Origin of the sequence: Terrimonas rubra (genome assembly GCF_042686025.1) — a bacterium.
Taxonomy (GTDB): Bacteria; Bacteroidota; Bacteroidia; order Chitinophagales; family Chitinophagaceae; genus Terrimonas; species Terrimonas rubra.
Window position 1 is genome coordinate 1,671,520 of sequence record NZ_JBHUOZ010000001.1, and the last position, 12,937, is coordinate 1,684,456.

Sequence of the window (12,937 nt, forward strand, 5' to 3'; positions counted from 1 at the left end):
GGTTAAATATTAAAGGTTTTGTTTTTTCAAAAAGTCTACGGAAGCATTTGCGGGTGCCGATCCTTCCGGAGCGGTCCAAACGGTTCCTTTTATATCAAGTTGTTTTACCATACCACCGGCATAAGTAATGGTGATGGGTTTATCGAAATAACCTGCAGCTGCAGCATTATAACCTACTTTAATAATGGCACTGGCGCCGGGTTTAATAGGTTCACGGCTCCATTCAGGGGTGGTACAGCCGCAACTGGCCTGTACATTTTCCAGTACTAATGGGGTAGTGCTGCTGTTGGTAATGCTGAAATTATGGTAAACCGGCTTGCCTTGTGGTATTTTACCAAAGTCATAAACCGCTTCTTTTACAACGAGCACATCTTTTTTAGCAGCATCAGGGGCTGTGGTTGTTTGGGCCTTAAGGCTGAAACCGACAGCAAAAACTGCTATAGCGAGTAAAAAGTTTTTCATACTAACTATTAATAGGTATGTAAAGTTAACAAAAAAGACGGGGGATGGTTGCAAATGGTTGCAAATTTATAGCCACTTTTTTTCTGTGAACACTCGTTAGCTGTTTATCCCTATTTTTGCCACATGGGAAATCAAACTCCATTAACGGTGCCTGCTAATCCGGAACTGTCTTTTGAGAGTTTCAGGCAAGAGGTGTTAAGCGACTACAAGGTTGTTTGTATCAGTCGGGAAGCCAGTTTGCTGGGACGCAAAGAAGTATTGACCGGGAAGGCCAAATTTGGCATATTTGGCGATGGTAAGGAAGTTGCACAGGTAGCTATGGCGAAGTTTTTTCGTCCCGGCGATTGGCGCAGCGGCTATTACCGCGACCAGACCTTTCATTTTGCCATAGGACAAAGTAATGTACAGCAGTTTTTTGCACAATTATATGCTGATCCGGATATTAATAATGATACCAATAATGCCGGTCGCCAGATGGTGTCGCATTTTGCAACACAAAATGTTGATAGTGAAGGTAATTGGACCAATTTAAAGGATCAGAAGAACACGGCCAGCGATATGGCCCCCACCGCTTCACAATTACCCCGTTCCCTGGGCCTGGCTTATGCATCAAAAGTATTCCGTAAGCTGGATAATACAGATGGCTTTAACGGTTTATCCAATAATGGTAATGAAGTGTGTTTTTGTACCATTGGTGATGCCTCCACCAGCGAAGGCCATTTTTGGGAAACGGTAAATGCCGCCGGTGTACTACAGGTGCCGGTTGCTTTTTTTGTTTGGGATGACGGCTATGGTATTTCGGTACCTAAAAAATACCAGACCACCAAAGCTTCTATCTCAGAAGCCTTGAGTGGCATGCAAAAAGAGCCGGGCACTAACGGTATTAATATTTACAAGGTAAAAGGCTGGGATTATGCCGGCATGTGCGAGGCTTTTGAAGAAGGTATCCGCATTGCCCGCGAAGAACATATACCGGTTTTATTTCATGTGGAAGAGATTACCCAACCGCAGGGGCACTCTACTTCCGGCAGTCATGAACGTTATAAAACACAGGAGCGTTTGGCCTGGGAGCGTGAGTGGGACGGATTGAAACAAATGCGGGAGTGGATCATACAAAATGCATTAAGCACCGAGGAGGAATTGAGAGAACTGGAAGCCAATGCCAAGAATGATGTAAAAAACAGCAAGGACCGGGCCTGGGAAGCTTACCAACTGCCGATCAAGGCGCAAATGGAAGAAGCGGTAAGGTTGTTAAATAACCTCGCCGACCAGTTGCCGGAAGAAAGCGGGTGGATTAAAAAGAAAGCACAGGTATTGACCGCTAACCGTGAGCCTTTACGCCGGGATATTTTAAAAACCCTGCACGATGTAATTGTTTACAAGCAAACCACTGAGGCGGTTAAAGATATTGCAGCTTATTATAAGGAGTTGCTGGCACAGAACAAAGGCCTGTATAATTCTCATTTATATAACGAAGGACCCAAAAGTGCCATGCTGGTGCCGGAGGTAAAAGCGGTGTTTGATGATGCCCCCAAACCTATTAATGGTTACGAGGTATTGAATAAATACTTTGACCAGTTATTTACCAATAATCCCAAAGTGGTAGCGTTTGGTGAAGATCTGGGCTTTATCGGCGATGTGAACCAGGGCTTTAGCGGGCTACAGGAAAAACATGGCGATATCCGGATCTTTGATACCGGTATCCGGGAACTAACAATTATGGGCCAGGGTATTGGTTTGGCTTTACGTGGTTTACGACCCATCGCAGAGATCCAGTACATCGATTATGTATTATATGGCCTGCAACCTTTAAGTGATGATGTAGCTACTTTACATTACCGTACCTATGGCCGCCAGAGTTGTCCTTTAATTGTACGTACCCGCGGCCATCGCCTGGAAGGTATCTGGCATAGTGGTTCGCCCATGGGTATGATGATTAATGCGCTGCGTGGCATGTATTTATGTGTACCACGTAATATGACACAGGCAGTGGGCATGTACAATACTTTATTACAAGGCAATGATCCGGGTATTGTGGTGGAATGTCTGAATGGTTATCGTTTAAAAGAAACGCCACCATCCAACCTGCTGGAGATGACTGTTCCGTTAGGTGTGCCTGAAGTAATAAAACAGGGTGAGGATATTACCATTGTTTCCTATGGTTCCACCTTACGTATTATCCAGGAATCTGTTAACTCCCTGGAGGCAACCGGTATCAGCTGCGAAATTATAGATGTACAAACATTATTGCCTTTTGATATCAATCATGTTATTGTAGAATCGCTGAAAAAAACCAGCCGGATAGTTTTTGTAGATGAAGATGTACCGGGTGGTGCTGCGGCTTATATGTTCAATAAAGTGATGGAAGAGCAGGGTGGCTACCGGTATTTAGATGTGGCTCCCCGTACCATAACCGCAAAAGCGCATCGTCCGGCTTATGGCAGCGATGGCGATTACTTTAGTAAACCCAATGCCGAAGACATTGAAACGGTGATCCGTGAAATGATGGCAGAATAAAAATAGTCAGCCCCTCCGCAAGAGGGGCTTTTTTTTGATGGTTACCCCGGCTTCTCTACTTAATCTTTTCGGAGTAGATTCATGGTCATGTAATTAAGGTAAAAACTTAATTGACTCATTGCCAAATTATCAAATTGCCTGATTATCTATTAGTCATTTTTTTAAACTAACTTAGGGTATTGTTCATTCATAAAAAAATTAAGCTATGCCTATTGTAAAAGTTATTGAAGTGATTGCTTCTTCTGAGATCGGGATAGATGATGCCATTCAGCAGGCGGTTACCGAAGCATCAAAAACGATCCGTAATATTGATTCGGTGTATGTAAAGGATATTAAAGCACATGTAAAAGATGGGAAGGTCAGTACCTACGGTATTGTGGCAAAAATATCTTTCCGTATTGACTAAAGTGTAAAAATGTTTTGTAAAAGAGGGCCTTTATGGCCCTTTTCTTTTGCAGGCCTGTGGCTAATACCGGCTGTAATCAAAATAAACCGGAATAACACAGAAGTAATAACTTAGCAATAAATTGAACCGCCTTGCAAACCGACTTCTTACGAATCATAGATATACTGGGTACTTTTGCCTTTGCCGTATCGGGAGCATCGATGGCCATTAATAAAAAGCTGGATGTATTTGGTGTATTGGTGATTGCATTTGTTACTTCGGTAGGCGGTGGTACGATCCGTGATATTATGATCGGTAACCTGCCGGTGAGCTGGTTACAAAATGAAGTGACCATCCTGGTGATCCTCATATCAACCGGCATCACTTTGTTTTTCCGGCACCGTTTGCAGCAATTGCCCGTCACCTTGTTTTTATTTGATGCCATGGGTTTAGGGTTATTTACTATCGCGGGTGTGGAACTGGCGGCAGATAAAGGGTTCAGTACCGGTATTTGTATTTCACTGGGTACCATCACTGCCTGTTTTGGTGGGGTGCTGCGTGATGTATTATTAAACCAGGTACCTCTTATATTCAGGAAGGAAATTTATGCTACCGCCTGTGTGGCCGGGGCATTGATCTATTTTTTATTTAAATCTTTACATGTTGACAGTGGCTTAATCAAGATACTTTGTATACTCAGTATCGTTATTATCCGGGTACTGGCAGTAAAATACAAGTGGGCTATTCCACAGATCGGCAGTTTAAAACGTGAATGATGCAGTTAACAATATACCAGGCAGATGCTTTTAGCGACCGGTTATTCGGTGGCAACCCGGCGGCGGTAGTTCCGCTGGAAAGATGGATCAGTGATGGACTGATGCAACAACTGGCCATGGAAAATAACCTGGCCGAAACGGTGTTCTTTGTGCCGGAGAAAGATGGCTTTGCCATCCGGTGGTTTACGCCGGAGAGTGAGATCAATTTATGTGGTCATGCCACACTGGCCAGTGCCTATATATTATTTGAAAAACTGGCTTACGAAAAAGAACAGATCACTTTTTACTCGCAAAGCGGGCCGCTGGTGGTAACCAGGCTGACCGGCGAAACGGCAGACACTGTCTTTAAGGCCGAGATGGACTTCCCTTCCTGGATGCCGGAACGCTATGATGCTTACCCGGAAGAAATGCTGCAGGCTTTGGGTATTAAAGAAATTGTAGGCGTGTATAAAAACCGTGACCTGTTAGTTGAACTACCCGATGAAACGGCGGTTCAGCAGGCTGTTCCCGACTTTACCCTGCTAAAGAAACTGGGTTATAAAGTAATCATTACAGCGCCCGGTAAAACGGTGGATTTTGTGTCCCGCTTTTTTGCTCCATCGTTTGGCGTGGATGAGGACCCGGTAACCGGCTCGGCACATGCACAACTGATACCGTTCTGGAGTCATAAATTAAATAAAACCACCATGGAGGCAAAACAGTTATCAAAACGTGGCGGGCATTTATGGGTACAACAGAAAGGAGAGCGGGTAATAATGGGCGGCAATTGCGTATTTTATATGCAGGGTAAGGTACAGTTGCCGGAAGACGTGGGTTAGACCTGGTCTAAAAAACGTGCTTTTATATCAGGTGTGGGTATCATACAGGCTTCCTGTTTACCAAACCATTTGTAGCGGTTATTGGCTATTAAACGGTAAACGGCGTTCCGTATAAAAGGCGGTACAATTAAAAAGGCGTAGAAAATTTTATAAATGCCAAGGTATTTACAAACCCTTAATGCCGCTGTTGATTGTGTATAGGCTTTACCTTTTTCAATGAATACAAAAGACTGTAAATTATTGTCAGACAGGTTATATTGTTTTAATAAGGCTTTACCTGTTTCACTTTGCAAAGCCGCAAAATGAATTTGTTGTTTTTTATCGTGTCTGATCACAAACTTCACCCGTCCGTTGCAGAGGTTACAAACGCCGTCAAAAAGTATAATAAGCTCAGGTAATGCCGGCATGCATTTTTTTACAAAGTTACACAAGGGATGCTAAAATGTAGTCACTTACTTCCTGAGCCCTGTTCATCACCATCATATGGGTACCGTCTTTCACAATATGGGTGGCTTTGATTTTTTTAATAGGAAATACCTGGTCTTTGTCGCCGTGAATATGTACAATATTCTCCGGCTGCCAGTGGTTTTTCCAGGTTACTATCTGGTTAATGGACCAGCTTAAATAATCCTTATCTACATTACGGCGATAGGCATTGGCAAAGTCTCTTTCTTTCTCATTCGTCACTCCCAGGCGTTTGTTTGCCAGGTTCTCCGAAAATTTATTGGGCTTGGAAGGTGTGATCTTGTGTAAACGAAGTTTGCCTGAAATGCCCATCCATTTAGGTCTTTCCAGGTGTGTTTTGATACTGGAAATAAGGATGATTTTTTTTACCGGCCTCAAACGGGCAATCTCAATACTCATCATTCCACCGAATGACACACCAATAAGTATAGGGTTCTCTTCCGTTACAGGAGCGATCATTCTGGCAGCATACTCCTCCAGGGTCTCTTTTTCGTTAGGTATCAGCCAGGGTAAATGTTTTAATTCCCAGCCTGGTAAGACCAGGTTGCTAAAAATCTTTTCATCGGTTCCCAAACCTCCTATACAATAAACAATGTTGGACATAAACGAATTTAAGTGAAAAAGGAAACAGTTTTGCTTATTGATATACTAAATAATGCTAAATATCAGTATTTTATGATACAGGCCGGTATAAAGCCAAACTAATGTTAATACAGGGATAAATAAAAACCCCTCCGGAGAGGGGTTTCAAAATAGTCTGTCAGGCAGATTAATCAAGGCCAAACATGCCTTTATTCAACTGCTGTAATATTAATTGTTTGTGGCTGGCCTGTACCAGTAAGGAAATATTATGCGGACTGCCACCATAGGATACCATCCGGATAGGTATATTACGGATAGAGCCGAACAGGCGTTTAATGATATCTTCCGTTTCAGAGATCTCATTGCCTACCACAGAAATGATAGATTGGTTTTCGTCTACCTCTACCGTACCAAATGGTTCCAGTTCTTTGATGATATCTTTCAGGCTGTCGGTCTGATCAATGGTTAAGGAAACCGCTACTTCCGAAGTGGTGATCATATCAATCGGTGTGCGGTATTTTTCAAACACTTCAAAGATCTTTCTTAAAAAACCATAAGCCAGTAACATACGGCTGCTTTTAATACGGATAGCGATGATATTATCCTTTGCTGCTACTGCTTTTACACCAACGCTGCCGGCTTTTTCTGTTATTAATGTACCCTTGGCAGCAGGCTGCATGGTATTTAATAATTTAACCGGTACTTTATAATGTTGTGCAGGCCAGATAGAAGCAGGGTGTAATATCTTGGCGCCGAAATAGGCCAGCTCGGCTGCTTCCTCAAAACTTAACTGCTCAATGGGTACCGTTTTATTTACAATACGCGGGTCGTTATTATGCATGCCATCAATATCGGTCCATATTTCACAAACCGATGCTTTAATAGCCGCAGCAATCAGTGATGCGGAATAATCACTGCCGCCACGTTTCAGGTTGTCTACCTCGCCTTTGGCATTGCGGCAGATATACCCTTGTGTAACAAATATTTTTTTGTCTTTATGTTTATCCAGTATTTGCGTCAGCTTTACTTTAATGCTGCCGATCTGTGGTTCATCGTACTGGTCAATACTCATAAACTCCAGGGCAGGAAGCAGTAAATGATCAATACCCTGTTCTTCCAGGTAAATGCTGAACAGTTTAGTGGATAATAATTCTCCTTGCGCTAAAATATCCTTACTCAGGGCTTCACTGAAAGATATTTTAAGAATGATATTTAAAAACTCGAAGTGCTCTGTAACAATACCTTTGGCCTTTTCCACCATCTCCGGCTTGGTTACCAACTGGCTGATAAAATCTTCATAATGCGCCTGTAACTTATCAATGGTTTCCTTGGCACCGGCACGGTCGTGCTGGGCGATCTGGTCGCCGATAGTTACTAAAGCATTTGTTGTACCCGATAAGGCAGACAATACCACAATGGCTGGCTCTGTTTCTTTGGTTACCAGGCCGGCTATATGGTGCATACGTTCCGGCTTTCCCACACTGGTGCCGCCAAACTTCATTACTTTCATTTGTTCCCCCCTCCAATATTATTTAATGGTAAAAATTTGGCTGCAAAGATAATGGTAGCAACCATGCAAAACCCCGCAAAAAATGTTATTTGCGGGGTTTTTATCTTTTTAGCCGGTAAAAGGCTGTAACGGGTGTTAGTTTAAACAATGGACAAATCACAATTGACAGTTGACAATGGACAAGTCACAATTCACTACTCACCACACAATTTTCAGGTTCTCTTTAACCTTTGAACCTTTTGAACTTCTTGAACCTATTACCTCTACTTCAACACCGGCTTCAACACTTTCAGCTTACCATCAATTTTAAAATCATAGGACAGTCCCAGAATTTCGGCTACTAATGGGTACACGTTTACATTCTCAAAACCTTCGATTTCTACATTATTTTTAAAGGCAGGTCCCCAGGCAAAAAAGCTGGCCCGCATATCGGTTAGCCGGTTGTCAAAACCATGATAGCCCTTATTGGTTGAGGGACGGGTGCCGATATTGAAGTAATAGGGAGGATTGGGTACCAGTACAATATCACCGGCACGGTTGTACCTGTCATCCTTCTTTTTAAAATGCCATACTTTGGGTGTTTTGCATAACATATAAGGAGTGTAGTGCTGCGCTTCTTTCTTCAGGGCTTTGTAGGTACTCTTAATCGTTTTTTTGCTTACTTGCTTACCATATAAATGCAGAGAAGTAGAACCAAAAGGCACAAAAAACTGTGTGGTATCAACGGCTTTCGGCATTTTAATTACTTTGTCCTTATCTACATTGGTCATACCATGATCAGATACTATAATATAGTTGACCGGCAGGCCCAGTTTATCTACTTCGGCTACCAGCTTACCAATGCTTTCGTCCACAAATTGTACAGCGTGTTTGGCTTCCTCCGAACCTACACCAAAGGAATGCAGTTCGTGGTCCACTTGCGGAAAATAAAAAGTAATGAGGTGCGGACGCCTGTCTTCGGGCAACTGCAGCCATTTTTTTACTGCAGCAATGCGGTCGTCCATGCTGATTTTATCGTTGTAGTTGTAATAATAGGTGGGGCGTTTACCCTGTATATTGGCTTCGGAGCCTACCCAGTAAAAACTGGCACTTAATAATTGTTGCTGCTCGCTCAATACCCATAAAGGTGTGCCGCCATACCAGCTGCTGTCACCCACACGGGCTTTATTACTCATGGTGTACATCTGGTTTTTTGCAGGATCAAAAAAGGTATTATTGATCAACCCGTGATGAGCGGGGTATAAACCGGTAACAATAGTGTAGTGATTGGGAAACGTTAATGACGGATAGGAGGGACGCATAAATTTTGCCCGTATTCCCTGCCCGGAAAGTCGCAGTATATTCGTCGCACCATAACTGGCTGCCATATCATTACGTAAACCATCAACAGAAATAAGGATAACATAGGGTTTGTTCTGCTGTTCTTTTGCATTACGCCTGCCGGCAACTATCTGTTCTGTGGTATCAACTGTCTGCTGGCCATAACTGACAGATAAAATCAGGAGTGCCAGGCCTGTGATCAATGTTCTCATGTTGTAATTTTTTAGCATAAACAACGCAAAGATTACATAAGAATACAGGGATGGGCAAATTATTTTTTTGTAAGGAAATATGATCATGCTACCCTTCCGGAAGAACATATCAATGTTAATTCCTACAGGCAGATAACTGTGTTTGTATGAATCGTTTATCAATGGCGGACACTGCGAGTTCCAAAGCCCTGTTATAACTTTTCACTGCTTCCGGTATATGTTTTAGCTGCTGGTATACATGCGCCCTTGTGGCATAATATAAAAAGCGGTTATCAGTTGTTAAAAGCGTTTCCAGTTGATTGAGTGCCTCCAGGTCTACCAACTGTATATCCGTATAAGCCTGCGCAATGATCTTGTTTAACTGCAGCAGGGGTGAGGGTGGCTCAATGGTTTCCAGGTGCCTGTACAGGTCCAGTATCCTGGGCCAGGGTGTTTGCGAAAAACTGGCGCTACTGCAGTGCACAGCGGAAATAAGGGCCTCAATATGGTACCTGTTTATCTCGCCGGTATGTGTTGCCTGTTCTAAATGATAAAAACCTTCCTGTATCAAAGGTTGAAGCCACAGGCTCCGGTCCTGTTTTTCCAGTGTCAGCCACTCCCCGGTATCGGTTATCCTTGCGGGAAATCTTGCTGCATTAAAAAACATGAGCGCCAGCAAAGCATGTGTTTGTGGTAATGCAACAGGATGTTGTAATAAAAGTTTAGCCAGGCGCAGGGCCTCAAAACACATATCGTAGTTAATACCTGCATGAACACGTGTGGTTTTATACCCCTCATTAAATAAAAGATATAGTACGGTATGTACGGTATGAATATGCTGTTCCAGTATGGACTTATCTTTAGGTTGATATAAGACCTCCAGTTCTTTTAACTGTGCCTTACAGCGGGTGATGGCTTTTTTAATGGTTTCCCTGTTGCTGAGCAGGGCATTGGCTATTTCGGGAATACCAAACCCACACAGAACATATAAGGTAATGCTCACCTGGTTTTTAAGCGAGAAGGCAGGGTGACAGCAGGTGAGCAACAATTGCAGCTGGCTGTCGGCAATCAGTGTTTCATTGACAATAATATCATCATATACCTTATATCCCGTTACCTCTTGCTGTTCCTCATTAATATCACTATAACGTATCTCCCGTTTTAAACGGTTGATCAGTTTATGCCTGGCTACTGTCATTAACCAGGCTTCGGGCTGTTGCGGTATATTCCCGTAACGCCATTTGGTCAATGCCATTTCAAAACTATCCTGCACGGCATCCAGTATCATGTCCAGTCGTGTTAATCCAAACTGGCGTGTCAATACAGCAGTCATCTTTCCCGCGCTGTGGCGGAAAAGATGTGCTGTTAAATGATCAACCTGTTTGATGGGATCAGGTGGTGTGCTCATCTACCTCGGTAATTTGTCTTATTTCAATGGTATTGCCCCTGGCTACATCCGGGCAGGTTTTGGCAATGCCTACAGCTTCTTCCAGTGAGTTAGCGAGTAAAATATAAAAGCCGCTGATACACTCCTTACTTTCAATATAAGGGCCATCTGTTACTACGCCGTTTTTGATAGAAGCGCCCTTGTCGTCCAGCGGATTGGCCAGTTTGTATTGCCCTTTTTCAATTAACCCGTTTACCCAGGTAATATGCTCTTCAATACAAGCCTGCATATCTTCTGCTGTCATACTACCGTAATCGGCATTTTCGCGAATAAGCATTAAAAACTCGTTCATTTCTTTTTAATTTATAGTGATGAATGCCCTTATAACAACCGGAGGGATAAACAGGGGACATTTTTTAATGAGATAATTTGGAAATTAGTTAATTTATGAGAAACATGAAAAACTTACGCGAGCCGGTTCGTGAGACGGGAATCATGGCATGGAAAAATAAGGCCCCTCTTCAGAGGGGCCTTATTTTATAATTTTCCTTTAACGATCTCATCCACTACACCGGGATCGAGCAGGGTAGAAGTATCGCCCAGTTTATCTGTTTCGCCTTCGGCCACTTTACGCAATATGCGGCGCATGATCTTGCCACTGCGTGTTTTAGGCAGGCCGCTTACAAATTGTATTTTATCCGGCTTGGCAATAGGGCCAATAATACGTGATACAGTAGCCAGTATATCTTTACGGGTCAGTTCATCATCAAAGTGGCGGCCGTTAAAAATAACATAGGCATAAATACCCTGGCCTTTAATATCGTGCGGGTAGCCTACTACAGCGCTTTCTACTACACCTGCGTGCATATTGATCGCATTTTCGACCTCGGCGGTACCAATACGGTGGCCACTTACATTCAGTACATCATCCACACGGCCGGTGATGCGATAAAAACCATCATCATTTTTTAAAGCCCCGTCACCGGTAAAGTATAAATTTTCGTAAGTAGCAAAATAATTGGTGCGGCAACGTTCATGGTCACCATAAGTAGTGCGCAGTATACCGGGCCATGGCGCTTTAATACAGAGATTGCCTTTGTAATTACCTTCCTCATCTTTTTCGGTCACTTCTTTTCCGTTCTCGTCAACCAGTATGGGTTGTACACCCGGTAAAGGTAAAGTGGCCCATGATGGTTTGGCCGGTGTAACCCCTGCCAGGTTGCTGATGAGCACACCGCCGGTTTCTGTCTGCCACCAGGTATCTACAATGGGGCATTTCTTTTTACCAATATGTTCATCATACCAATGCCAGGCTTCTTCATTAATAGGCTCACCTACGGTGCCTAATACTTTTAAGGATGAAAGATCTTTTCCTTTTAAAGGATCTAAGCCAAAGCCCATTAAACTGCGGATGGCGGTTGGCGCCGTGTATAAAATATCGATCTTGTATTTATCAATAATATCCCAGAAACGTCCTGCATCGGGCCAGGTGGGCACACCTTCAAACATCACACTGGTAGCACCTGCACTTAATGGGCCGTAAATAATATAGCTATGGCCGGTGATCCAGCCAATGTCGGCGGTACAGAAATGTATTTGTCCCGGTTGGTAATTAAATACATTCACAAAACTGTAATTGGTCCATACCATATATCCGCCAACGGTATGTACCACCCCCTTGGGTTTGCCGGTACTGCCCGATGTATATAAAATGAACAGGGGATCTTCCGCATCCATCACCTCCACTTCACCAAAGCCATCGCTTTTGAGGGCTTCCGCACCTTCAGTTACGGCCTGCATTTCGTCTTCCCACCATACATCACGCCCTTTGATCATGGATACCGGTGTACGGGTACGGGTATATACAATCACACGCTTCACGGTTTTATTACCGATCAGGGCATCATCAATTACGCTTTTCAAAGGAATGTCTTTACCACCACGGTATGCACCATCGCAGGTAACAATAAATTCGGCCTGCGCATCCTCCAGCCTGTCTGCAATACTCTGGGCGGAAAAACCACCGAATATGACACTATGTATGGCACCGATACGGGCACAGGCTAAAGTAGCATAGGCCAGCTCGGGCACCATGCCCATATAAATACATACACGGTCACCTTTTTTTACGCCGTTATTTTTTAATACCTGTGCAAACTGGCACACACGTTTGTGTAAACGTTCGTAAGTTACAATGCGGGTGCGTTCTTCCGGGTTATTAGGCTCCCAGATAATGGCAGGTTTATCAGCCAGTTTTTCCAGGTGACGGTCAAGGCAGTTCTCGGTAATATTTAATTTACCACCGGCAAACCACTCGATCTTAGGTTCTTTAAAGTTCCAGTTTAATACTTTGTCCCATTTCTTATGCCACCGAAAATGTTCAGCAATATCGCCCCAAAAGGCTTCCGGATCGTCAATACTCTTCTGGTATGCTTCTTTGTATTCGTCGTACGATTTTATTTGATAGGGGTATGACATGACAACCATTGATTTTTTGTGAGCCTTAAATGTACGAATTCAAAAT

Annotated in this window: 12 protein-coding genes; 4 read left to right on the forward strand and 8 right to left on the reverse strand. The window is 43.4% G+C overall.

Features of this window, described 5'->3' with window-relative positions; genetic code table 11:
- Window positions 1-9: 9 nt before the first annotated feature.
- Window positions 10-462 carry a DUF1573 domain-containing protein gene (locus ACFS6H_RS07105; RefSeq protein WP_386096678.1) on the reverse strand — a complete coding sequence of 151 codons (453 nt, stop codon included), beginning with the start codon at window positions 460-462 and terminating at the stop codon, window positions 10-12.
- A gap of 123 nt (window positions 463-585) precedes the next feature.
- Here ACFS6H_RS07105 and ACFS6H_RS07110 point away from each other — a divergent pair, with 123 nt between their 5' ends.
- From ACFS6H_RS07110 to ACFS6H_RS07125, 4 genes are all read left to right on the forward strand, one after another.
- On the forward strand, window positions 586-2,979 hold the full coding sequence (locus ACFS6H_RS07110; RefSeq protein WP_386096680.1) for an alpha-ketoacid dehydrogenase subunit alpha/beta: 2,394 nt from the start codon (window positions 586-588) through the stop codon (window positions 2,977-2,979).
- Window positions 2,980-3,184: 205 nt separating this feature from the next.
- Window positions 3,185-3,385 carry a dodecin family protein gene (locus tag ACFS6H_RS07115; protein ID WP_386096682.1) on the forward strand — a complete coding sequence of 67 codons (201 nt, stop codon included), beginning with the start codon at window positions 3,185-3,187 and terminating at the stop codon, window positions 3,383-3,385.
- Window positions 3,386-3,516: 131 nt separating this feature from the next.
- Complete coding sequence (locus ACFS6H_RS07120; RefSeq protein WP_386096684.1) at window positions 3,517-4,140, forward strand: trimeric intracellular cation channel family protein; 624 nt, start codon at window positions 3,517-3,519, stop codon at window positions 4,138-4,140.
- Window positions 4,137-4,958, forward strand: a complete 822-nt coding sequence (locus tag ACFS6H_RS07125) for a PhzF family phenazine biosynthesis protein (RefSeq protein WP_386096686.1) — start codon at window positions 4,137-4,139, stop codon at window positions 4,956-4,958. The genes ACFS6H_RS07120 and ACFS6H_RS07125 overlap by 4 nt, the downstream gene beginning before the upstream one ends.
- Here the strand turns inward: ACFS6H_RS07125 and ACFS6H_RS07130 are convergent.
- The 7 genes from ACFS6H_RS07130 to acs form a co-directional block, all read right to left on the reverse strand.
- Window positions 4,955-5,365 (reverse strand): thiol-disulfide oxidoreductase DCC family protein, encoded by a 411-nt coding sequence (locus tag ACFS6H_RS07130; protein ID WP_386096688.1) that lies wholly within the window; start codon window positions 5,363-5,365, stop codon window positions 4,955-4,957. The genes ACFS6H_RS07125 and ACFS6H_RS07130 overlap by 4 nt on opposite strands.
- Window positions 5,366-5,381: 16 nt before the next feature.
- Window positions 5,382-6,026, reverse strand: a complete 645-nt coding sequence (locus ACFS6H_RS07135; protein WP_386096690.1) for an alpha/beta fold hydrolase — start codon at window positions 6,024-6,026, stop codon at window positions 5,382-5,384.
- 166 nt (window positions 6,027-6,192) lie between these two features.
- Window positions 6,193-7,515 (reverse strand): aspartate kinase, encoded by a 1,323-nt coding sequence (locus tag ACFS6H_RS07140; protein ID WP_386096692.1) that lies wholly within the window; start codon window positions 7,513-7,515, stop codon window positions 6,193-6,195.
- A gap of 263 nt (window positions 7,516-7,778) precedes the next feature.
- Window positions 7,779-9,047 carry an alkaline phosphatase family protein gene (locus ACFS6H_RS07145; protein WP_386096694.1) on the reverse strand — a complete coding sequence of 423 codons (1,269 nt, stop codon included), beginning with the start codon at window positions 9,045-9,047 and terminating at the stop codon, window positions 7,779-7,781.
- Between the two features lie 115 nt (window positions 9,048-9,162).
- Window positions 9,163-10,434 carry an RNA polymerase sigma factor gene (locus ACFS6H_RS07150; RefSeq protein ID WP_386096696.1) on the reverse strand — a complete coding sequence of 424 codons (1,272 nt, stop codon included), beginning with the start codon at window positions 10,432-10,434 and terminating at the stop codon, window positions 9,163-9,165.
- Entirely contained in the window at window positions 10,418-10,765 is a 348-nt protein-coding gene (locus ACFS6H_RS07155) for a YciI family protein (RefSeq protein ID WP_386096698.1), read from the reverse strand. The genes ACFS6H_RS07150 and ACFS6H_RS07155 overlap by 17 nt, the downstream gene beginning before the upstream one ends.
- 185 nt (window positions 10,766-10,950) lie before the next feature.
- Window positions 10,951-12,891 carry an acetate--CoA ligase gene (gene acs, locus ACFS6H_RS07160; RefSeq protein ID WP_386096700.1) on the reverse strand — a complete coding sequence of 647 codons (1,941 nt, stop codon included), beginning with the start codon at window positions 12,889-12,891 and terminating at the stop codon, window positions 10,951-10,953.
- Between the last annotated feature and the right edge of the window lie 46 nt (window positions 12,892-12,937).

What these genes read in the sequence shown, in the direction of transcription:
- ACFS6H_RS07110 (WP_386096680.1), top strand. Translation starts at nt 586, where the DNA reads ATGGGAAATCAAACTCCATTAACGGTGCCTGCTAATCCGGAACTGTCT.
- ACFS6H_RS07150 (WP_386096696.1), bottom strand. Translation starts at nt 10,434, where the DNA reads ATGAGCACACCACCTGATCCCATCAAACAGGTTGATCATTTAACAGCA.
- ACFS6H_RS07125 (WP_386096686.1), top strand. Translation starts at nt 4,137, where the DNA reads ATGATGCAGTTAACAATATACCAGGCAGATGCTTTTAGCGACCGGTTA.
- ACFS6H_RS07135 (WP_386096690.1), bottom strand. Translation starts at nt 6,026, where the DNA reads ATGTCCAACATTGTTTATTGTATAGGAGGTTTGGGAACCGATGAAAAG.
- ACFS6H_RS07130 (WP_386096688.1), bottom strand. Translation starts at nt 5,365, where the DNA reads ATGCCGGCATTACCTGAGCTTATTATACTTTTTGACGGCGTTTGTAAC.
- ACFS6H_RS07155 (WP_386096698.1), bottom strand. Translation starts at nt 10,765, where the DNA reads ATGAACGAGTTTTTAATGCTTATTCGCGAAAATGCCGATTACGGTAGT.
- acs (WP_386096700.1), bottom strand. Translation starts at nt 12,891, where the DNA reads ATGTCATACCCCTATCAAATAAAATCGTACGACGAATACAAAGAAGCA.
- ACFS6H_RS07140 (WP_386096692.1), bottom strand. Translation starts at nt 7,515, where the DNA reads ATGAAAGTAATGAAGTTTGGCGGCACCAGTGTGGGAAAGCCGGAACGT.
- ACFS6H_RS07105 (WP_386096678.1), bottom strand. Translation starts at nt 462, where the DNA reads ATGAAAAACTTTTTACTCGCTATAGCAGTTTTTGCTGTCGGTTTCAGC.
- ACFS6H_RS07145 (WP_386096694.1), bottom strand. Translation starts at nt 9,047, where the DNA reads ATGAGAACATTGATCACAGGCCTGGCACTCCTGATTTTATCTGTCAGT.
- ACFS6H_RS07115 (WP_386096682.1), top strand. Translation starts at nt 3,185, where the DNA reads ATGCCTATTGTAAAAGTTATTGAAGTGATTGCTTCTTCTGAGATCGGG.